The 20615-nt window shown below is 53.3% G+C and carries 20 protein-coding genes and 1 riboswitch; of the genes, 11 read left to right on the forward strand and 9 right to left on the reverse strand.

Annotated elements, in window-relative coordinates:
- Nucleotides 1–73: 73 nt before the first annotated feature.
- Nucleotides 74–343, forward strand: a complete 270-nt coding sequence (gene rpsO, locus BLP78_RS01560) for a 30S ribosomal protein S15 (RefSeq protein WP_025041333.1) — start codon at nt 74–76, stop codon at nt 341–343.
- A 122-nt stretch (nt 344–465) separates the two neighbouring features.
- On the forward strand, nt 466–2571 hold the full coding sequence (gene pnp, locus BLP78_RS01565) for a polyribonucleotide nucleotidyltransferase (protein ID WP_090455765.1): 2106 nt from the start codon (nt 466–468) through the stop codon (nt 2569–2571).
- A gap of 208 nt (nt 2572–2779) precedes the next feature.
- On the opposite strand, the gene dksA is transcribed toward pnp, so the two are convergent.
- Nucleotides 2780–3202 carry an RNA polymerase-binding protein DksA gene (dksA, locus tag BLP78_RS01570; RefSeq protein WP_025041331.1) on the reverse strand — a complete coding sequence of 141 codons (423 nt, stop codon included), beginning with the start codon at nt 3200–3202 and terminating at the stop codon, nt 2780–2782.
- 594 nt (nt 3203–3796) lie between these two features.
- Here dksA and BLP78_RS01575 point away from each other — a divergent pair.
- The 6 genes from BLP78_RS01575 (at nt 3797) to BLP78_RS01600 (ending at nt 8318) form a co-directional block, all read left to right on the forward strand.
- Nucleotides 3797–4180 carry a hypothetical protein gene (locus tag BLP78_RS01575; protein WP_256329954.1) on the forward strand — a complete coding sequence of 128 codons (384 nt, stop codon included), beginning with the start codon at nt 3797–3799 and terminating at the stop codon, nt 4178–4180.
- Between the two features lie 180 nt (nt 4181–4360).
- Nucleotides 4361–4750: an EF-hand domain-containing protein gene (locus tag BLP78_RS01580; protein ID WP_090455769.1), complete on the forward strand. Its 390-nt coding sequence runs from the start codon at nt 4361–4363 to the stop codon at nt 4748–4750.
- 11 nt (nt 4751–4761) lie between these two features.
- On the forward strand, nt 4762–5613 hold the full coding sequence (locus BLP78_RS01585; RefSeq protein ID WP_090455771.1) for an HvfB family MNIO-type RiPP peptide maturase: 852 nt from the start codon (nt 4762–4764) through the stop codon (nt 5611–5613).
- Nucleotides 5594–6349, forward strand: a complete 756-nt coding sequence (locus tag BLP78_RS01590) for an HvfC family RiPP maturation protein (protein WP_090455773.1) — start codon at nt 5594–5596, stop codon at nt 6347–6349. The genes BLP78_RS01585 and BLP78_RS01590 overlap by 20 nt, the downstream gene beginning before the upstream one ends.
- Before the next feature lie 110 nt (nt 6350–6459).
- Complete coding sequence (locus tag BLP78_RS01595) at nt 6460–7098, forward strand: class I SAM-dependent methyltransferase (protein WP_090455775.1); 639 nt, start codon at nt 6460–6462, stop codon at nt 7096–7098.
- Between the two features lie 26 nt (nt 7099–7124).
- Entirely contained in the window at nt 7125–8318 is a 1194-nt protein-coding gene (locus BLP78_RS01600; protein WP_090455777.1) for a BaiN/RdsA family NAD(P)/FAD-dependent oxidoreductase, read from the forward strand.
- Between the two features lie 169 nt (nt 8319–8487).
- Here the strand turns inward: BLP78_RS01600 and BLP78_RS01610 are convergent, their stop codons facing one another.
- The 7 genes from BLP78_RS01610 to BLP78_RS01640 form a co-directional block, all read right to left on the reverse strand.
- Nucleotides 8488–9822, reverse strand: coding sequence for a DEAD/DEAH box helicase (locus BLP78_RS01610; protein ID WP_090455782.1), 1335 nt, complete (start codon nt 9820–9822; stop codon nt 8488–8490).
- Between the two features lie 307 nt (nt 9823–10129).
- Nucleotides 10130–11461, reverse strand: coding sequence for an ATP-dependent protease ATPase subunit HslU (hslU, locus tag BLP78_RS01615; RefSeq protein ID WP_090455784.1), 1332 nt, complete (start codon nt 11459–11461; stop codon nt 10130–10132).
- 183 nt (nt 11462–11644) lie between these two features.
- Nucleotides 11645–12181: an ATP-dependent protease subunit HslV gene (gene hslV / locus BLP78_RS01620; protein WP_090455786.1), complete on the reverse strand. Its 537-nt coding sequence runs from the start codon at nt 12179–12181 to the stop codon at nt 11645–11647.
- Between the two features lie 80 nt (nt 12182–12261).
- The gene (xerC, locus tag BLP78_RS01625) at nt 12262–13170 is read right to left on the reverse strand and encodes a tyrosine recombinase XerC (RefSeq protein ID WP_090455788.1); all 909 of its coding nucleotides are present in this window, start codon (nt 13168–13170) and stop codon (nt 12262–12264) included.
- Nucleotides 13171–13191: 21 nt separating this feature from the next.
- Complete coding sequence (locus BLP78_RS01630; protein WP_090455790.1) at nt 13192–13857, reverse strand: DUF484 family protein; 666 nt, start codon at nt 13855–13857, stop codon at nt 13192–13194.
- Between the two features lie 19 nt (nt 13858–13876).
- Nucleotides 13877–14704, reverse strand: a complete 828-nt coding sequence (gene dapF / locus BLP78_RS01635) for a diaminopimelate epimerase (protein WP_090455792.1) — start codon at nt 14702–14704, stop codon at nt 13877–13879.
- The gene (locus BLP78_RS01640) at nt 14701–14976 is read right to left on the reverse strand and encodes a hypothetical protein (protein ID WP_090455794.1); all 276 of its coding nucleotides are present in this window, start codon (nt 14974–14976) and stop codon (nt 14701–14703) included. Before BLP78_RS01640 ends, dapF begins: the two co-directional genes overlap by 4 nt.
- Nucleotides 14977–15057: 81 nt before the next feature.
- Here BLP78_RS01640 and metK point away from each other — a divergent pair, with 81 nt between their 5' ends.
- The 3 genes from metK to metF all read left to right on the forward strand — a co-directional run bounded on the left by metK (nt 15058) and on the right by metF (nt 19003).
- Nucleotides 15058–16239, forward strand: a complete 1182-nt coding sequence (gene metK / locus BLP78_RS01645) for a methionine adenosyltransferase (protein WP_090455796.1) — start codon at nt 15058–15060, stop codon at nt 16237–16239.
- 51 nt (nt 16240–16290) lie between these two features.
- Nucleotides 16291–16369: riboswitch (S-adenosyl-L-homocysteine riboswitch) on the forward strand.
- A 17-nt stretch (nt 16370–16386) separates the two neighbouring features.
- Nucleotides 16387–17853, forward strand: a complete 1467-nt coding sequence (gene ahcY / locus BLP78_RS01650) for an adenosylhomocysteinase (protein ID WP_090455798.1) — start codon at nt 16387–16389, stop codon at nt 17851–17853.
- Between the two features lie 304 nt (nt 17854–18157).
- Nucleotides 18158–19003, forward strand: coding sequence for a methylenetetrahydrofolate reductase [NAD(P)H] (metF, locus tag BLP78_RS01655; RefSeq protein WP_090455800.1), 846 nt, complete (start codon nt 18158–18160; stop codon nt 19001–19003).
- Between the two features lie 220 nt (nt 19004–19223).
- On the opposite strand, the gene BLP78_RS01660 is transcribed toward metF, so the two are convergent.
- Nucleotides 19224–20465: a pyridoxal-phosphate-dependent aminotransferase family protein gene (locus BLP78_RS01660; RefSeq protein WP_090455802.1), complete on the reverse strand. Its 1242-nt coding sequence runs from the start codon at nt 20463–20465 to the stop codon at nt 19224–19226.
- Between the last annotated feature and the right edge of the window lie 150 nt (nt 20466–20615).

The raw sequence follows: 20615 nt of genomic DNA on the forward strand, positions 1-20615 counted from the left end.
CACATTACTTGAGAGTTGACCCTGTTAAAGAGTAAAATGTCGCCCTTTCCTATTGGGCGTAATGGAGAGCAGTATGGCAGTCAAAACCGAACAAAAAGCGCAAGTGGTGCGCGACTATCAACGAGCAGACGGAGATACAGGTTCTCCCGAAGTGCAAGTGGCGTTATTGACCGCTCGCATCAACGATTTGGCCGGTCATTTCAAAGCACACGTCAAGGATCATCACTCACGCCGCGGCTTATTGCGTATGGTGAGTCGTCGCCGCAAGCTGCTGGATTACCTGAAGCGTAGCAGCACCGATAGCTATCGGGCGCTGATCGAACGCCTTGGCTTGCGCAAATAGATATCGAGCAGCGGTGAGATAGCAGTGGCATGAACGAAATCGCTGTTTCCATCAAGCCTGGCCGGAGCTATAGCCGTTGATCTGACGTCAACCGGCATGATTTTATCGAAAAGGGCAGTTAATTGAAAATCAAGAAAAGCATTACTTACGGATCTCATCAACTAACACTCGAAACCGGGGAAATAGCAAGGCAGGCGCACGGCGCAGTGATGGTTACCATGGACGACACCGTGGTTCTTGTTACCGTGGTGGGTGCAAAAAACGCTAAACAAGGGCAGGATTTTTTCCCCCTGACCGTGGATTATCAGGAAAGGACCTACGCCGCCGGTAGAATACCCGGTAGTTTTTTTAAGCGCGAAGGCCGTCCATCCGAGAAGGAAATTCTTACCTCCCGCCTTATCGACCGCCCCATTCGTCCGTTATTCCCGGAAAGTTTTTATAACGAAGTTCAGATTGTGGCCACGGTCCTGTCCTCCGATAACGAGGTGGATGCGGATATACCCGCCCTTCTGGGCGCCTCCGCCGCACTGGTTCTTTCCGGCATACCATTCGATGGTCCGATCGGCGCGGCCCGTGTAGGCTATATCAATGGCGAATATATCCTGAACCCGAGTACCACACAGCTCAAGCAGACTCAACTGAATCTGGTGGTTGCGGGTACTCAGCGAGCTGTGCTGATGGTGGAGTCCGAAGCGCTGGAGCTATCCGAGGAAATCATGCTGGGTGCCGTCGTCTACGGCCACCAGCAAATGCAGGTAGTGATCGATGCGATCAGCGAGCTGGCCGACGAAGCAGGAGTTACCGCATGGGATTGGGCCCCGGTATCAAAGGACGCCGCTCTTGCCGAGAAAATCGCCGATTTGGCGGAAAATGACTTGCGCGCCGCATTCCGGCTAAAGCAGAAGCAGGCGCGATCGGAAACCATAGACAATATCTGGACAAGAGTCTTTACCGAAATGGGTGTCAATTCAGAGGAAGGGCCGGACGCGCAATCCGTAAAGGAGGCCTGTTTTGCGCTGGAATCAAAGATTGTACGAACCCAGATATTGGATGGCGAGCCTCGTATAGATGGGCGTGATACGCGTACCGTCCGGCCGATTACGATCCGCAATGGCTTGCTGCCGCGTGCCCACGGCTCTGCGTTGTTTACCCGAGGGGAAACTCAGGCGCTGGTGGTTGCAACGTTGGGCACCGGTCGGGATGAGCAGAAAATCGATGCGCTGCAAGGTGATTACTCCGAACGCTTTATGCTCCACTACAATATGCCGCCTTATGCGACTGGCGAGACCGGCCGCGTAGGCACGCCCAAACGCCGTGAAATCGGCCACGGACGCCTTGCCAAGCGGGCTTTGGTTGCTGTGTTGCCCACTCCGGAAGAGTTTGGTTATTCTCTCAGAGTGGTATCGGAGATTACCGAATCGAACGGATCCAGTTCCATGGCGTCGGTTTGCGGTGGTTGTCTTGCATTGATGGACGCGGGTGTACCACTGAAAGCACATGTGGCGGGTATTGCCATGGGACTGATCAAAGATGGCAACAGATTTGCGGTGTTGACCGATATCCTGGGAGATGAGGACCATCTGGGTGATATGGATTTCAAGGTGGCCGGTACCGAAGCAGGTATCACTGCGCTACAAATGGATATCAAGATTCAGGGCATCACCAAGGAAATTCTGCACGCGGCACTGATACAGGCAAAGGAAGGCCGTCTGCATATTCTTGGGATCATGAAACAGGCTTTGCCCACCACGCGCGAGGATATTTCGGAACATGCGCCGCGTATCATCAAGATAAAAATCAATCCAGAGAAAATCCGTGATGTGATCGGTAAGGGCGGCGCAGTAATTCGTGCGTTGACGGAAGAAACCGGAACCACCATCGATATCACTGACGACGGTACTGTGATGATAGCGTGTATCAGTGCCGAAGGTGGCGAATTGGCAAGAAAGCGCATCGAAGATATTACGGCCGAGGTTGAGGTGGGAAGAATTTACGACGGAACCGTTTTGAAACTTCTGGACTTCGGAGCAATCGTCAGCGTCCTCCCCGGCAAGGACGGGCTGTTACATATCTCGCAAATCGCCAACGAGCGTGTCAATAGCGTTACCGACCATCTCAAGGAAGGTCAGGTGGTGCGTGTTAAAGTTCTGGAAGCCGATGACAAGGGTCGTTTACGCCTGAGTATGAAGGCTGTCTCCACCGAGGTCACCGACAACCCGGTAACGTAAGTGTAGGATAACTTCTTGCGAGAACTGCGGCTCTTCAAAAAGGAGCGCAGAGCATATACTGCTCTCCCTCGCTGGAGGGCAGATCCAACCTGGTTTCCAAGGAATAAAAAAAGCCCTGATCGCGAGATAGGGCTTTTTATCTTACAACAATAATATTCGATTCAACTACATCTGCAGATGTATTCTTGTAGAAGCGAGCCGAAAAATATTATTTGGCGACCTGCTTTTCCCTTATTTCATCCAAGGTCTTGCAATCAATACAGAGAGTGGCGGTGGGCCGGGCTTCAAGTCGTTTAAGACCGATTTCTACGCCACAACTTTCACAATAACCGTAATCGCCAGTATCTATTTTTGCGATAGTCTCGTCAATTTTCTTGATCAGCTTGCGCTCACGATCCCGGTTCCGTAACTCCAGCGCCATATCAGATTCCTGACTGGCACGATCGTTAGGGTCGGCGAAAATCGTGGCTTCGTCCTGCATGGTGTGAACCGTGCGATCTATATCTCGTCCCAGCTCAAACTTGATGCCTTCCAGTATATTGCGGAAATGCATAAGCTGCCCGGAACTCATGTAGGTTTCTCCCTTCTTCGGTTTATAGGGACCAGCCTGTTTATGCAGTTCTTGCGGCATATTAATATTCCTTTTCCATTTCTGGTGATCTGTGGTAACACTTACAGAAAAAAACATTATACAGCAAGTAGCTTGACGGTTCGTCTGATGTGGTTTCAGAGAACTTGACCGAGCGTCAGCGTGATCGGTTAACGAGGTAAGTTGAGGCCGTATAACCTCGCTCTTGAGATTCAGACGGCTTCCGGCCAATCCGTTTGCATGAAGTCTACCTTACATCGGTAGCGGGAATTCTTGCAGAATTCCCATCGCTTGAATACCCCCAAAAGGAAATAAATAACCCCATCAATTTAATGTCGAGAAACGTTTGCGCTAAACTTGGCAGGCCGTTGTCCTATTTCTCCGTGAAGCGTTGCCATGATCGGATAGGTGCGGCAATTTGTCGCACCTATCCCAAAATTTGTGCTATGTTTCTTAGGTCATTCTTGTCTTCCGGCGATATTCGCATTATTCAAGAATGGCGGAGGTTGGTTTATATCGGGTATCTGCGTCCGCGTCGAAACCGGTCGCAAAAAAGGAACTGGTCGATAAAAGTCGGCGCGACAATCTTTCTTTCGCTGAGTCGCGTTGTAACATCCCTAACATATATAGGAGAACATGATGTCCAACAAAAAATCCCTTATTTCTATCGCCATAGGCTCCGCTTTTGTCGCTACGCTCGGTGCTGTACCGGGTGTTTCTGCCGCTGATAATCCATTTACCATACAGCCCTTAGATAAAGGTTACATGGTGGCCGATTCCCATAAATATGGCGAAAAGAAAAGTGGAGAAGGTAAGTGTGGTGGTGAAGGCGCATGCGGCGAAGGCAGGTGCGGCGCGGCTATGGCGGACGCAAACGGTGATGGGAAGATCACCAAGGAAGAATGGACCAAGCATCACGACGCCATGTTTGCACATATGGATACCGACAAGGATGGCGTTATCAGCAAAGATGAGATGAAGGGCAAAATGAAAGATGGCAAGTGCGGTAGCGGTAAATAACTAAAGATACCTCTGAACTGTTCAGAGTTACTATCGAATCCGTATCTCCTTTGTTTTGAACGGCCTGGCCCGCTTTCCTGTGCACCATCGCACACAGGAAAGCGAGGCTCCAGCTAAGCCAATCCCCAATTCATTCGAATTGTGACATAATATTCCATCCAAAATTCAGGAGAAAATACTGTGCGCAACAAGAAAACCATGATTTCCCTAGCCGTTGGTTCCGCTCTTGCCGCTACACTTGGCGCCGTACCGCTTGTCTCCGCAGCAGACAGCCCCTTTACCGCTCAATCCCTGGATAAGGGCTATATGCTGGCGTATGCCGATAAGGTAGATCCCAACAAATATGGCGGTGGAGCAAAATCCGGCGAAGGTCGATGCGGCATGTCGATGGTGGATGCCAATAAGGATGGCAAGGTCACCAAGCAAGAATTTCTCAAGCATCATGAAAACATTTTCGACAGGATCGATGCCAACAAAGATGGGGCGGTGGATCAGCCTGAGGCCGATAGCTATGGGGGAACCAAGCCGAGTGCGCCGAATACAGCTCCGCATGCTGGAATGAAGAAGTAATCTTTCCCGTCGTGGAATTCCTGCCACCCGCCAGCGTTGGCCTCGGTTTTCGGCGGGAATTGATCCCGGCATTAAAAACCGGTGTTCCCGATGCCATCGACTTCTTCGAGATTGCTCCAGAAAACTGGATCGATCTTGGCGGCATCCTGGGGCGCGATCTGCACATTTTCACTGAACGCTATCCCTTTGTCTGTCATGGCCTTTCGCTATCGATCGGCAGTCCGGCGCCGCTGGACGAGGTATTATTGCAAAAGATCCGGCAGTTTCTGGATCGACATCAAATCCGCCTCTATACCGAACATCTTTCCTATTGTTCCGACGATGGCCATCTATACGATCTGCTTCCAATACCGTTTACTGAAGAAGCAGTAAAGTATGTCGCGGCACGGGTTCGCCGCACCCAGAATATTCTGGAGCGACGCATCGCACTGGAAAATGCGTCGTTTTATGTGCAGGCACCCATCGCCGAGATGAGCGAAGCGGACTTTATTCGCGCTGTATTGGTCGAGGCGGATTGCGATCTGCATCTCGACGTCAATAATGTATACGTCAATAGCATCAATCACGCCTATGACCCGATTGAATTTATTCGTGCGATGCCTACCGAGCGCATCGTTTATATGCATATGGCCGGTCATTATAATGAAGCGGAGAATTTGATCATCGATACGCATGGCGCGGACGTGATCGATCCGGTATGGTCATTACTCGAACAAACTTACCGTATTCACGGCGTGGCGCCCACTCTGCTGGAACGCGATTTCAATATCCCGCCCCTCCACGAACTGGTGCGCGAAGTCGAGCGCATCGGCTTGATCCAGACCCGGCATTACGGGTCTGGCCATGAGTATGCCGCTTCCTGAATTTCAGCGTTTCCAGTACGCTTTCACTGCGCATATACGCAACCCCAGGATAAACCCTTGCCCGCGCGGTATTGACAGGCGGCGCATGGAAATATACAGGAAGCTGGTTTACAATAATCTGGAGAGCTTTCTCCTTACCTGTTTTCCCGTGCTCAATAAAGTGCTGGGAAAACGGCGGTGGACTCGACTCATGCGCAGTTTTCTTGCCACGCATCGCAGCCGTTCGCCTTTTTTTCGCCAGATACCCGATGAGTTCATCCAGTTCCTGCAAAGCGAAGAGGCGATATCGGCAAATTATCCGGAATTCGTGCTGGAGCTCGCGCACTACGAATGGGTAGAACTGGCGCTTTCCATTTCAACCCTGGCTCCGGCGTGGGAAGCAATCGACCGGGAAGGTAGCTTGCTGGAGCAGCGCCCGGTTTTGAATCCCGTTTTTGCCAATCTTCGTTATAGCTGGCCAGTGCACCGTATTGGTCCCCGCACACGAGTCACACCAACTGAAACCTGGCTGCTCGTATTTCGCAATGCCGATGATCAGATCCAATTCACCGAGATAAACGCATTTACGTCACGCCTGATAAATCTCCTCGCTTCTGACGAGCATACGGGCAAAGCGGCGCTTCAAATCGTTGCCATAGAAAGTCGACATCCCTCGCCCGAGGTCGTGATTCAGGGCGGGCTTGAAATCATGCGCGATTTGATGGCGCGTGGCGCCATACTGGGCGTCTTCAAATAATAAATCGTCATTGTTCTCTGTACACTATGCAATTGAGTGAGTCATAACCGCTTGCCCACGGAATAAATCGCGATAAATTTTTATATTACATTCGATGAGAGTCGCCCGATATGAAGCCAAATTTGCTGGATCTCGGGGAAATCACCGACCTTACGCTGACTCACTACAACGAACGTGCCAAGGCTTTCTGGACGGGAACGAAAGACCATGATGTCGGGCAAAATATCGCCGCCCTGCTTCAATATATCAAGGCTGTTCCGCCCTTCAACCTATTGGATTTCGGCTGTGGGCCAGGCCGTGACCTGAAGGTTTTTGCAGAACTAGGCCATATCGCAACAGGACTGGAGGGGGCGATGACTTTTGTCGAGATGGCCCGCAGTCATAGCGGTTGCGAGGTATGGCATCAGGATTTTCTCAGACTCGATTTGCCGGATGGATACTTCGATGGCATATTTGCCAATGCTTCACTGTTTCATGTTCCCACTTCCGAGCTATCGCGTGTATTGAAGGAACTTTGGGCAACACTGAAACCGGACGGGGTGTTATTCAGCTCGAACCCCCGGGGAAATAACGAGGAGGGCTGGAACCAGGGGCGCTACGGCGTATACCACCATATCGAAAGCTGGCGGCACTACCTCGCCAATGCCGGGTTCGTCGAAATTACCCATTACTATCGCCCTGCGGGCCTTCCTTTCGAACAACAATCATGGCTGGCCAGCGTGTGGCGTAAAGTGACTGCATTACGCTGAGCACTGAGCATGGCTGCAATGCGTACATGAACTCAAAAAAAGATGTAGTAGTGATAGGTGCCGGGGCGGCCGGCATGATGTGCGCGATTGAAGCCGGAAAGCGCGGGCGATCCGTTCTGGTATTGGAACATGCAAGCAAGCTGGCGGAGAAAATCCGAATCTCCGGTGGCGGACGTTGTAATTTCACCAATCTCCACACCGGCCCGGAAGCTTTTCTCTCACAAAATCCGCATTTCTGCCGATCGGCATTGTCCCGCTTTACGCCCCAACACTTTATCGCGCTGATGGAAAAGCATCGGATTCGCTATCACGAAAAGAAACTGGGGCAATTATTCTGCGATGACAGTTCCCAGCAAATCATCGACCTCCTGCGGCGCGAGTGCGATAGTGTCGGCGTCAAGTGGGAAATGCCGTGCCAGGTGAGTAATATAGCCCTACTCGGCGTCAACGGTTCCAGGTTCGTGCTGGAAACCGACCGTGGCGTATTGGCAACGGATGCAGTGGTAATTGCTACCGGCGGCCTCTCCATTCCACAAATTGGCGCAAGTCCCTTCGGGTATCGCATCGCGGAGCAATTCGATATCGCGGTTACCCCCCTGCGACCAGGATTGGTTCCGTTGATTTTCGCACCCCAGCAGCTGGCCGGTTTTTCAGGAATTCCTGGCGTTGCGCTTGATGCAGCGGTGAGTTGCAATGGCGCTCGATTCCGCGAGAATCTGTTGATCACGCACCGCGGCTTGAGCGGTCCCGCGATATTGCAGATTTCTTCATACTGGCGGCCGGGATTACCGCTGCATGTCGACCTGCTGCCGGATCTTGACGCGGCGGCGTGGCTGCTCGATCATAAACATAGCACCATGCTGTTATCCAATCTGTTAGCACAGCATCTGCCTCGGCGTTTTGTGCGGGTCTGGTGCGAAACGGTCATGCATGGGCAGTCAACCGCGCCGGTAAACCAGTACAGTGACAAGCGCTTGAAACAGATCGCCGCACAATTGCACGACTGGCAGGTTATTCCGGATGGGACTGCGGGCTACAGAAAGGCGGAAGTCACGCTCGGCGGCGTGGATACCCGGGAATTATCATCCAAAAGCATGGAAGCGAAAAAGATGCCCGGGCTTTATTTTATAGGCGAAGTGGTCGACGTAACGGGACATCTGGGTGGGTTCAATTTCCAATGGGCCTGGGCATCCGGGTATGCCGCCGGCCAGTTTGCATAGTTCCGCCTCCGTTCATCATTGCTTCACGAAGCGCATTCTCCGCCGTATCGATACCGGTATTTTCCCGCCGAGCAAAGTTCATCCCCAACGGTTGAAAATGGTACTGCGTCGCAAGTTTCCCCGGATCATCGAGCAACGCTTGGCATACCCCGGAATGGAATGGACCATATCAACGGCCACGCCCGCCTGAACGCTGCAGTGCGGGCATGCGACCGGCAGCAGGTCCCGTAGATAATCTGCCGGATGGCAGCTTGTTACCAGGCTGGCCGCCTCTTCGTTGACTCCGTCCGGGAAGTCCGGGTGGCAAGCGGCGCTGTCCTCCGCCGCTCCCATTCACGATCGGTTCGGCCTTGATTCGCGGGTCTGGCTCGAAACCAGCGATAATTTTGCTGGGCAAATCCCGTTTGATCAGCCTTTCGATATCCGTCAACAGCTTGAGCTCGTCCACGCATACCAGCGACACCGCATCTCCTTCCGCCCCCGCCCGCCCAGTGCGTCCGATACGGTGAACATAATCCTCCGCCACGTTGGGCAATTCAAAGTTGACTACATGCGGTAATTCGCTGATATCGATTCCACGTGCGGCAATATCGGTGGCTACCAGTACCTGCAGGCTGCCAGTCTTGAATTCCGCCAGTGCCCGCGTGCGCGCGGACTGGCTTTTATTGCCGTGTATGGCAAGCGATGGAATGCCGCTCGCGACCAGATGTTCAGCCAATTTGTTGGCGCCGTGCTTGGTACGGGTGAATACCAGCACCTGCGACCAGCGGTGCTGCTTGATAAGATGGGCAAGCAGGTCACGCTTACGCTCACGGTCAACCGGATGCACGATATGCGTCACATTGGCAGCGGTTGCGTTGCGTGCCGCAACATCGATCATGGCCGGCTGGTTGAGCAAGCCTGCCGCCAACGCACGAATGCCGTCTGAAAAAGTGGCGGAGAACAGCAGATTCTGCCGCTGTGCGGGCAGCAGCATGAGTATTTTTTTAATGTCGCGAATGAAGCCCATGTCGAGCATGCGGTCAGCCTCGTCCAGCACCAGGATTTCAACGTGCGACAGATCGAGCGTTTTTTGCTGCACGTGATCCAGTAGGCGGCCGGGGGTGGCGACCAGAATATCCACACGGCTCTTTAGGCGGGTGATCTGCGGATTGATATTGACTCCGCCAATCATTATCATCGAACTCAGCTTCAGGTATTTGCCGTATATGCGTATGCTTTCCTCCACCTGTGCTGCCAGCTCGCGCGTAGGGACGAGAACCAGCGCGCGTATCGGCGGCCTGCCGCTGGATGGCCCCTTGACGCTCCTGTCCGACAAACGATGCAGGATGGGCAAGGTAAATGCGGCGGTCTTGCCAGTGCCGGTTTGCGCCCCGGCCATTAAATCGCCGCCTGCCAGTACTGCGGGGATGGCTTGCAGCTGAATGGGCGTCGGATCGGTATAGCCACGTTCAATTACGGCACGAAGGATTTCATCGGACAGGCCGAAGGTAGAGAAAGACATAAAACTCCAAGGTAACATCGGCCTGTCGCCTCGATTGCGAGACGCCAGTCTTAGGCAGACGGGTAAGTTCGAAAAACAGAATGGACGGCGTGAAGACGTGGAGCGAACGCCGCAGGCGGGAATTGTAACAGATCAAGCCCCGTCGCGCCGTCTGGCGAAATGCTTTTCTGCTACACGAAGACGGAATGAAAACCGCTCGAGGACACCGGGTTTTGCCAGTTAGCAGTCTGTCGGACTTGAAGAATCGCAGCGAAATATAAACCAGCCAGACGCTTTTGCAGCCGATTCCCTCAGGTCCGGCAGGCTGCTAGAGCACGTAGCGTGCCAAGTCTTCACTTTGCGATAAAGTGTTGAGCCGTGCATCCACATACGCCGCATCGACGACAACTTTAGTATCACGATGTTTTTCGGCATCGAAGGATACCTCTTCCAGAAGCTTTTCCATCGCGGTATAGAGACGTCTTGCGCCGATGTTCTCGGTTTTCTCATTAACCGCAAACGCAATCTCCGCCAAACGCTTCACCGCATCGGGTGTGAATTCCAGCTTGATGCCTTCGGTTTCCAGCAGCGCCTCATATTGACGCGTCAGACAGGCGTCCGTATTGGTGAGGATCTGCACAAAATCGTCAGCGCTAAGACTCGCGAGTTCGACACGAATCGGAAAGCGCCCCTGCAATTCTGGGATCAGGTCGGAAGGCTTGGCAAGATGAAATGCACCGCTCGCAATGAACAGGATATGATCTGTTTTGATCATGCCGTACTTGGTTGAAACGGTGGTGCCCTCCACCAGCGGCAGCAGGTCACGCTGAACGCCCTGGCGCGAGACATCCGCGCCGGAACTTTCGGATCGGCTTGTGATTTTATCGATTTCGTCAAGGAATACGATACCGTTCTGCTCAACATTCTGCACCGCGTGAAGCTTCAATTCTTCATCATTGACGAGCTTAGACGCTTCCTCATCGATAATGATTTTCAATGCTTCCCGAATTCTCAGCTTGCGGGTTTTCTTCCGCTCTCCGCCGAGGTTTTGGAACATTCCTTGAATTTGGGTCGTCAGTTCCTCCATTCCGGGGGGAGCGAAGATTTCCATATGGGTGTGCGCGGCCGACACCTCTATTTCGATTTCCTTATCGTCGAGCTCACCTTCACGCAATCTTTTGCGGAATTTCTGCCGGGTGGTGTTTTCCATCTCCCCCACCTCCGTCTGCACGCCCATCTCTCTCGCGGCAGGCAGCAGAACATCGAGGATGCGCTCTTCCGCATGATCTTCCGCGCGCGCGCGCATTTTATGCGTTTCCTGCTCACGGGATTGCTTGACGGCGGCTTCCACCAGATCGCGGATGATCGAATCGACATCCCGCCCGACATACCCCACCTCGGTGAATTTGGTCGCTTCCACCTTGATGAAGGGCGCACCGGCCAGTTTAGCCAGGCGTCGCGCGATTTCGGTCTTGCCAACCCCGGTCGGGCCGATCATTAAAATATTTTTTGGCGTAATTTCCTGCCGTAGGGGATCCATTACCTGTTGCCTGCGCCAGCGATTTCTCAGGGCAATGGCCACGGAGCGTTTGGCGCTGTCCTGGCCGATGATGTGTTTATCCAGTTCGTGAACGATTTCCTGCGGGGTCAGTTGTGACATGATTTCAGGTTGGTGATAAATGCGAGGGGAACGAAGCCAAAGTGAACCAAGGTGGAAGTATGCAATATGTGCGGCTATGCTGTCCCGCGCTCATTTGTCGAGAGGCATATATTTTTACCCCTGTCATTCAGGTCCTCTTCCACGGATATATTCCTCGACTACTCATGTTCTTCAGTTTGGAGTTTACCCGAGTACCTCGATTACATGGTTTTGATTGGTATAAATACACAGGTCGCCCGCGATGACCAGCGCTTTCTTGACGATTTCCTCCGGCATCATGCTGGTGTTATCCAACAGGGCACGTGCAGCGGAGTGAGCGTAAGAACCGCCACTACCAATCGCAGCAATACCGAACTCGGGTTCGATCACGTCGCCCGATCCCGTTATGATGAGCGTAGTAGTCAGGTCGGCGACGACGAGCATCGCCTCCAGTCGCCGTAAAATTCGATCGGTGCGCCAGTCCTTCGCCAGCTCAACCGCTGAGCGCATCAGGTGTCCCTGGTGCTTTTCAAGCTTACCTTCAAACCGCTCGAACAAGGTAAAAGCATCGGCTGTTCCCCCTGCAAACCCTGCAAGTATCTTTTCATGGTAAAGCCTGCGTACCTTGCGCGCGCTCGCCTTGGCGACAACGGCGCCTAAAGTTACCTGACCATCCCCCCCAAGTGCGACCTGGCCGCCTCGTCGGGCGGAAAGTATGGTTGTACCGCGATGTTCTAGCATGGAAGTTGGCACGTGATGATTGAGCGAAGATTATAACGCTGATCCGCAGAAAAAACGCAAGCTGTATGGTTACTGAAGATTCAACTTTTTTCCTTCTTCCTGGCACGTGGATGGGCCGCATCGTAGATCTTCGACAAATGCTGGAAATCCAGATGGGTATAAACCTGGGTAGTGCTGATGCTGGCGTGTCCCAACATCTCCTGCACAGCCCGTAAATCGCCGCTGGATTGCAACAGGTGCGAGGCGAACGAATGCCGCAGCACGTGAGGGTGAATATTAGCGCTGATTCCCTGACGCAGCGCCTGGATTTTCAGCCGTTGATCAATTGATCGGCGGCTGATATTCTTGCCATACCGTGACATGAATAGTCCCGTTTCGCCGGGTTTAGCCAGGGTCTGGCGTTGCTTCATCCATTCGCGCAAGGCTTGCGCCGCTTTGCTGCCGACGGGCACGATGCGCGTTTTTCCGCCTTTGCCGATAACTCGCGCTGTGCCGTCGTCCAGACTCAAATCCTCGGGTTTCAGGCCAGCGAGCTCTCCCAGCCGTAGCCCGGATGAATAGCACAGCTCGAACATGGCTTTGTCGCGCAATGCCATTAAATCGTCGGAGGCGGGAAACTCAAGCAGCTTCGCGGCCTCGTCGGGTGAAAGGGTGTGCGGCAAGGTTTTTGGCGATTTTGGCGCGCGTATCCCGTCGCAGGGGTTGGACGCATAGCCGTGATCCCGCGTCAGGTATCTGTAAAAGCCTCGCCAGGCCGATAACATCCTGGCTAAACTCCTGCCGGAAAATCCTTCTCCATGTAGCTGAGCGGCAAACCGGCGGACGTGATGAATTTGCAATCGGTCGAGGGGTGTTTCTTGCGCAAGGTTCAGCAAAGCACGAATATCGCGGGCGTAACTTTCACAGGTAAGCGGTGACAAACGCCGTTCTTTAGCAAGATGGAAGAGATAGGCCGAGGCAAGTTCGGCCTGGTGATTACCCGATGTCATGTTGATGGCAGTACGCTTTTCTTATCCTTCAGCCCGTGTGAAACGTTTCAATGCGGCGCTTACCAGTTCGCCCAGTTGCGCCAGGTAAATCGTTCCCATCTCCGGGTAAAATCGCTGCGGATCTTCGCTGGCCATCACCAGCAGACCGATGGTTTGCTCCGCCGACAGGGACACCATCGCAAATGAGCGCAGGCGAACAGCATCTTCTCCGAACCAGTCTCTGATCTCGTCCAATACGTGAGAACCGCAGTAAGGGCGCGACAGGCTTTCAGCCAGGGCGCGGATATCAGCGCCGGTTGGCGTGAATTCCGGTAGTGCGGGGCCTTCGGCAGTCATGTTCCACAACCGTAGGGCCATATGAGGTATGGAAAAATCTTCGCGCAAATGAAAGTTCAACCCATGTAGAAAATCAGCCAGGTGAGTGAATGTGAGGAGCGCTGCTGCCAGACGGTGCATTTTTTCGGTAATAGCGCCGTTTTCCTCACCGAATCTGATCAACTCGCCTAATTTATCCTGCAAGATGCGATTCTTGTCCCGAAGCGCGACGATCTGGCGTTCGCTAATGGGAATGGCTCTGCCGCCATGAGGATGCGGAATCTGAATCTCCGCCAGCACATCGGCATATTCTTCAAAAAATTCAGGATGTGTGCGCAGGTATTGAGCGACTTCTTCCGGACTTGATTCCATATTTCTCCCTGTCTGAACTCTATAAGTCGATCTCTCCATCGAACACGTTGACTGCGGGACCTGTCATCCAGACCGGTTGATTTTCGCCTTCCCATCGGATAAATAAATCGCCGCCGCGAAAACTGACCTCCACTGGTGACTCAAGCACGCCCCGTTGAATTCCCGCTACCACTGCGGCACAAGCGCCAGTGCCACAAGCCAGCGTTTCGCCAGCGCCGCGTTCATATACGCGCAGCCGGATATGATGTCGGTCGATAACCTGCATATAGCCGGCGTTCACCCGCTGAGGAAAACTTGGATGACCCTCGATCATCACACCTTCGGTCAATACTGGCGCATCATCTATATCCGGCACCAATTGCACGGCGTGGGGATTGCCCATCGATACAACGCTGATCTCCAGTTGCTTGCTGTCGATATCGAGCGGATAAGTCGGTGCACGTTTTTCGGCGACGAAGGGGATTTCCCGAGGTTCGAATTTGGGCGCGCCCATATTGACAGTGACTTCTCCATCGGCCTCCAGCCTTGGAATTATCACGCCTCCCAGCGTCTCCACGCGGATTTCGCGCTTGCTTGTCATTCCGCGATCATGCACATAGCGAACGAAACAGCGCGCGCCGTTGCCGCACTGCTCCACTTCGCCCCCATCCGCATTGAATATACGATAGCGATAATCAGCATCGCCTTCCGCAATTTCTATGAGGAGAACCTGATCACAGCCGACGCCAAAATGGCGGTCGGCAAGCCGCTGTAATTGTTCCGTTCCGAGGGAAACCGACTGACTGACACCATCAATCACAACGAAATCATTGCCGAGGCCATGCATTTTGGAAAACTTGATTCTCATCTGTGACGTGCCGAACTGAATGTAACGTCCGTGTATATGGAACGCTTCACACGGCCAGGCGTAAAGGGTAGCAGTGTCGCGGAGAGCGTCAATAAGCGAAGCGCACTGAGTCGCATGAGAAAGCCCTCGGTATTATTGCCATGCCCGATTCCCTCGCCATCCCTGGCGAACCACTCGCATCCGTGCCTGGCGTACCTTTGCGGTATCCAATCCCGCAATGCCATCGTTATGCAGGTGCGGAAGGTGTTCAAGGATTCCGCAGGAATAAACATGGTTTCACTATCATTGATCTTCTTAATACCCGAGTAATTTGGTATTCTACAGTCCTTTTACCACTATAGCGGCTGGACAACATGAGCGAATATCTTTTTACTTCCGAATCCGTATCCGAAGGTCATCCAGACAAGGTAGCTGATCAGATTTCCGATTCAATTCTGGATGCTATCCTCACCCAGGATCCCAGTGCACGGGTAGCCTGCGAGACGCTGTGCAGTACAGGCCTGATCGTGATGTCGGGTGAAATTACCACCACAGCCAACGTCGACTATATGCAAGTTGCGCGTGCGGCGGTCAAGCGTATTGGTTACGACAGTTCCGATATCGGTTTCGATTATCGTACCTGTGCTGTGCTTACCGCGTTCAACAAACAGTCTCCCGACATTGCGCAAGGAGTCAACCGCACCAAAGAAGAGGAAATGGATCAGGGCGCGGGCGACCAGGGACTCATGTTCGGCTATGCCTGCGACGAGACGCCGCAATTGATGCCGATGCCGATTTACTATGCCCATCGTTTGATGGAGCGGCAAGCGGAACTGAGAAAAGATGGGCGCCTGCCGTGGTTGCGCCCAGATGCGAAGTCGCAAGTATCGGTGCGCTATGTGAACGGCATACCGCAGCGGATCGAAACCGTGGTGATATCTACCCAGCATCATCCGGATATTCCTCACGCGCAACTGAGCGAAGCGATAATCGAAGAAGTCATCAAGCCGGTGCTTCCGAAAAAAATGCTGAATGGCGAGAGTCGCTACCTCATCAATCCTACCGGACGTTTCGTGGTAGGGGGACCGATGGGCGATTGCGGCTTGACGGGTCGCAAGATCATCGTGGACACCTATGGCGGTACGGCGCATCACGGTGGTGGCGCATTCTCGGGTAAGGATCCTTCCAAGGTCGACCGTTCTGCAGCCTATGCAGGGCGTTACGTGGCCAAGAACATCGTTGCCGCCGGCATCGCCAGCAAGTGTGAAGTTCAGATAGCCTACGCCATTGGCGTCGCGCGTCCTGTCTCACTGATGGTGGAAACTTTCGGAACAGGAAAAATTTCCGACGCGAAAATCATCAAGCTGATCGAGCGTCATTTTGATTTGCGGCCCCGTGCTATTATTCATACGCTTGACCTGCTGCGCCCGATATACGAGAAAACCGCCGCCTATGGCCATTTTGGGCGTGACGAGCCGGAATTCACCTGGGAAGCCATAGATAAAGCCGCATTGCTGCGCGACGAAGCAGGAATCAAAACCGCGGTAGAGGCTTAGGCAATGACGCGTGCTCAGGCTTGAATTTTCAGATTAGCTTCATCCCTTCGCCATGCCGAGGAGCGCTGCAACGGGTACAGTCCCGCGAGGCTCGGCAGGGAAGGATCGTAACAAACGGCGCTCGTTCATCTTTCAGGAGATAATTTCATGAACGCTGTGCTCAGTCCTGCATCCGCATCTGCCTCCACAAGCAAGGGCAGTGAATTTACGGATTATAAAGTTGCCGATATGTCCCTCGCGGAATGGGGGCGCAAGGAAATTGCCATCGCCGAAACCGAGATGCCGGGTCTGATGGCGCTACGCGAAGAATACGCTGGCGCCCGGCCTCTGGAAGGTGCGCGTATTGCCGGGTCCCTGCACATGACCATCCAGACGGCGGTATTGATCGAAACGCTGATCAAGCTGGGTGCGCAGGTGCGCTGGGCGTCATGCAATATTTTTTCCACGCAGGACCATGCAGCCGCGGCCATCGCGGCGGAACGCATACCCGTATTCGCCTACAAGGGCGAGTCGCTGGACGATTACTGGGAATATGCCCACCGCATTTTCGAGTGGTCCGGTGATCAGGCATCGGATGCGAGCAGCGCCCCCAATATGATCCTGGATGATGGAGGCGACGCGACGTTGCTCGTTATCCTCGGCAGCCGCGCGGAAAAAGACCCTTCAGTCATAGCCAACCCGACCAACGAGGAAGAACGTGCGTTGTTCGCAGCGATCCGGAAACGGTTGAGCGTCAGCCCCGGTTGGTACTCCAGCAAGCGCGACGTTATTCGCGGCGTGACGGAGGAAACCACCACCGGTGTCCATCGTTTGTACGAGATGCAAAAAAAAGGCGAGCTGCCGTTTCCCGCTTTCAACGTCAACGATTCGGTGACCAAATCCAAGTTCGACAATCTCTACGGTTGCCGCGAGTCGCTGGTGGATGGTATCAAACGCGCCACCGACGTCATGATTGCCGGCAAAATTGCGCTGGTATGTGGATATGGCGACGTAGGCAAGGGATGCGCCCAATCCTTGCGAGGTCTGGGCGCCACGGTCTGGATAACCGAGATAGATCCGATATGCGCACTGCAAGCGGCAATGGAGGGCTATCGGGTCGTATCCATGGACGAAGTTTGCGATCAGGCTGACATTTTCGTCACCGCCACCGGCAATCTGCGCGTTATTACCCATGACCATATGCTGAGAATGAAAGACCAGGCTATCGTGTGCAATATCGGCCATTTTGATTCCGAAATCGATATTGCATCGGTCGAGAAATACCAATGGGAAAATATAAAACCACAGGTGGATCACGTCATTTTCCCCACAGGTCGCCGCATCATCGTGCTGGCGCAGGGGCGGTTGGTGAACCTCGGCTGTGCCACCGGCCATCCCTCGTTTGTCATGTCCAGTTCATTTACCAACCAGGTGCTGGCGCAAATGGAGTTATGGCAAAATGGCGCCAGCTATGAGAAAAACGTCTATGTGCTGCCGAAGTACCTGGATGAAAAAGTGGCACGATTGCACATCAAGAAACTGGGCGTCAAGCTCACCGAATTGACCGACGAGCAGGCAAGCTACCTGAACCTGGACAAGAACGGGCCGTACAAACCTGCAATGTACCGGTATTGATTTTCGGCTTTCAAGCGGGAGGAGGAGATGAAGCGAGTAGTTAAACCTTTATCTTCTTCGCCAGCGTAGTCTGGTCAAATACGCCAAACAAAAATGTCATAAGCCGGTATGAGTATCGTATCGGCCAAGGGCACCGGGATCCTGTTTCTATCCTCAGCGTGCTTGCATGCCACAGGCTATCCCGGATCCGTTTGCGCCCCGCTTCCTGAAAACACTATCCGATAGTCGACAATGTGCCGATAGCCGATAGGCTTGCAACCACCTTGCGTCACACTACCCCTGTGAATCATCCCGGCGAGTAAAAATGGAATCGCAAAAGAAATTTTCCCCCACCTTCAGTTTCGAGTTTTTCCCGCCGCAAACGCCGGAGGGAATCGAGAAGTTGCGCGCGACGCGCAAGCAACTGGCACAACTCAACCCGAAATTCTTTTCCGTAACCTTCGGTGCAGGGGGATCCACCCGCGACCGAACCCTTGAGACAGTTCTGGAAATTCAGGCAGAGGGTTATGTAGCGGCACCCCATCTTTCCTGTATCGGCGCGACCAGCGAAAACATCCGCAGCATGTTGCAAAAATACCGTGATGGCGGTATTCGCCATGTGGTCGCACTGCGAGGAGACCTTCCCTCGGGCATGGCACAAGGAGGAGAATTTCGTTATGCAAATGAACTGGTGACGTTTATACGTGAGGAATTTGATGACGCGTTCCACATTGATGTCGCGTCTTATCCGGAATACCATCCGCAGTCCAACTCCGCTCAGGAGGATTTGCAGAACTTCAAACGCAAGGTTGAAGCGGGGGCGGATTCCGTCATTACCCAGTATTTCTATAATGCGGACGCCTACTTCAGTTTCATTGATGCATGCGAAGCAATGGATATCCGTATCCCTATTGTGCCCGGCATCATGCCAATCAATAAATTTTCACAACTGGCAAGATTTTCGGATGCTTGCGGCGCGGAAATACCCCGCTGGATCAGAAAAAAACTGGAAGGCTACGGCGACGACAGCGCATCGATACGCGCGTTCGGACTCGATATCGTGACCGATTTATGCGACCGGTTGTTGAATGCCGGCGCGCCGGGATTGCACTTTTATACGTTGAACTCGGCGGGACCGACGACTACCATCTGGCAACGGCTGGGGTTGTAATTCAGTTTTTACCCTGTTTCAGATCAGCCCTCTTTGATCAACGAATGCATTGAGCTGAAAGAGAATCCCCTTTTATGGATGTCGCTACCTGATAGAGTAGCTTTTGCAGGATGAGTGAAGGCTGCCGAACCGCAACCCATCATTAAAAACCGATGGGTTGCGCTACGCTATGTTCCACCTATCCTGCCGCGGAGGATAGGATTCAGGTTCAAACGTTGAATCAAGCCGCCTGGGCAGCGTTTTTACTTTCCAGAGGTAATGGGTTAGCCGCATAAGCATAATGTGCGGCGGATTCTGCCGCGCCATGCTCAATTTTCTTGCCCATATCGGATAATACCGTTTCCAGCGCACCCAGGCTCAGCATGACATTTTCCATTCTGCTGGAATAACCCATCAGGCCGAAGCGCCAGATCTTGCCGGCGAAGTCGCCAAGGCCGGCACCAATTTCGAGGCTATAGTCGGCGAGCAGCCTGCGGCGCACCTCTTTTTCATCGATGCCATCCGGTACACGCACAGAATTAAGCTGTGGTAGGCGCGATTTCTCCTCCACAAGATATTCCATGCCCAGCGTTTCAAATCCCGCCCTGAGCGCCTCGTGGTTGCGTTGATGGCGCGCCCAGGAGTGTTCCAGCCCTTCCTCGTGCAGCATTACCAGTGATTCGTGCAGTGCATAGAGCGCGTTTGTGGGGGCGGTATGATGGTAAGTGCGGGCGCTTCCCCAATATCCGAGAAGCAAATTCAAATCCATAAACCAGCTTTGTACTTTTCCCTTGCGATTTTTGACCAGTTCCACCACACGTTCGGAAAAGCTGACAGGCGACAGCCCCGGTGGGCATGAAAGACATTTCTGGCTGCCGGAATAAATTGCGTCGATCTTCCATTCGTCAACCTTGAGCGGTGAACCACCCAGGGAGGTGACGGTATCAACGATGGTCAAGCAGTTGTGGCGATGAGCGATCTCGCAAAGGGTTTTTGCATCTGACAGCGCGCCGGTGGAGGTCTCGGCGTGAACAAAGGCGACAATCTTCGCGTCAGGATTCTGCTTCAATGCATCTTCCAGTTTTTGCGGATCAACCGGCGCTCCCCATTTGTCTTCAACCACCACTGCCGTACCGCCGCAGCGTTGCACATTCTCGATCATGCGTCCGCCAAATACGCCATTGCGACAAACAATCACCTTATCGCCGGGGCTGACCATGTTGACAAAGCACATCTCCATCCCGACCGAACCTGGACCCGAAACCGGAAAAGTCAACAGATTTGCGGTTTGAAAGGCATAGCGCAGCAAGCTTTTCAGCTCTTCCATCATGTCCGTGAACACTGGATCAAGATGTCCCAATGTGGGGCGGGCCATGGCAGACAATACGCGCGGGTGGGTATCGGATGGCCCCGGCCCCATCAAAGTGCGTTGTGGTGGATAAAATGTACTGATTTTTTTGGCTGGGCCGAAGTGTATTGTCATAGCTGATCCTGAGTTGGGTGGGCGGAATGATTGAGAAGGAAGACCGATTTTATCAAGTGAGCAGAGAATTGGCTATCAAGATGCCAGAACCGGCCCGTTTTTCTTCCCAGGACATTGTTGCGATTCACTACAGACCGCATGTCGGCGAGG

This window comes from Nitrosospira sp. Nsp1, from assembly GCF_900100985.1.
Lineage (GTDB): Bacteria > Pseudomonadota > Gammaproteobacteria > Burkholderiales > Nitrosomonadaceae > Nitrosospira.

What these genes read in the sequence shown, in the direction of transcription:
- ahcY (WP_090455798.1), top strand. Translation starts at nt 16,387, where the DNA reads ATGAACGCTGTGCTCAGTCCTGCATCCGCATCTGCCTCCACAAGCAAG.
- BLP78_RS01630 (WP_090455790.1), bottom strand. Translation starts at nt 13,857, where the DNA reads ATGGAATCAAGTCCGGAAGAAGTCGCTCAATACCTGCGCACACATCCT.
- BLP78_RS01595 (WP_090455775.1), top strand. Translation starts at nt 6,460, where the DNA reads ATGAAGCCAAATTTGCTGGATCTCGGGGAAATCACCGACCTTACGCTG.
- metK (WP_090455796.1), top strand. Translation starts at nt 15,058, where the DNA reads ATGAGCGAATATCTTTTTACTTCCGAATCCGTATCCGAAGGTCATCCA.
- xerC (WP_090455788.1), bottom strand. Translation starts at nt 13,170, where the DNA reads ATGACATCGGGTAATCACCAGGCCGAACTTGCCTCGGCCTATCTCTTC.
- hslU (WP_090455784.1), bottom strand. Translation starts at nt 11,461, where the DNA reads ATGTCACAACTGACCCCGCAGGAAATCGTTCACGAACTGGATAAACAC.
- BLP78_RS01640 (WP_090455794.1), bottom strand. Translation starts at nt 14,976, where the DNA reads ATGTTTATTCCTGCGGAATCCTTGAACACCTTCCGCACCTGCATAACG.
- rpsO (WP_025041333.1), top strand. Translation starts at nt 74, where the DNA reads ATGGCAGTCAAAACCGAACAAAAAGCGCAAGTGGTGCGCGACTATCAA.
- hslV (WP_090455786.1), bottom strand. Translation starts at nt 12,181, where the DNA reads ATGCTAGAACATCGCGGTACAACCATACTTTCCGCCCGACGAGGCGGC.
- BLP78_RS01600 (WP_090455777.1), top strand. Translation starts at nt 7,125, where the DNA reads ATGAACTCAAAAAAAGATGTAGTAGTGATAGGTGCCGGGGCGGCCGGC.
- BLP78_RS01590 (WP_090455773.1), top strand. Translation starts at nt 5,594, where the DNA reads ATGAGTATGCCGCTTCCTGAATTTCAGCGTTTCCAGTACGCTTTCACT.
- metF (WP_090455800.1), top strand. Translation starts at nt 18,158, where the DNA reads ATGGAATCGCAAAAGAAATTTTCCCCCACCTTCAGTTTCGAGTTTTTC.
- dksA (WP_025041331.1), bottom strand. Translation starts at nt 3,202, where the DNA reads ATGCCGCAAGAACTGCATAAACAGGCTGGTCCCTATAAACCGAAGAAG.
- BLP78_RS01575 (WP_256329954.1), top strand. Translation starts at nt 3,797, where the DNA reads ATGATGTCCAACAAAAAATCCCTTATTTCTATCGCCATAGGCTCCGCT.
- BLP78_RS01610 (WP_090455782.1), bottom strand. Translation starts at nt 9,822, where the DNA reads ATGTCTTTCTCTACCTTCGGCCTGTCCGATGAAATCCTTCGTGCCGTA.
- dapF (WP_090455792.1), bottom strand. Translation starts at nt 14,704, where the DNA reads ATGAGAATCAAGTTTTCCAAAATGCATGGCCTCGGCAATGATTTCGTT.
- BLP78_RS01660 (WP_090455802.1), bottom strand. Translation starts at nt 20,465, where the DNA reads ATGACAATACACTTCGGCCCAGCCAAAAAAATCAGTACATTTTATCCA.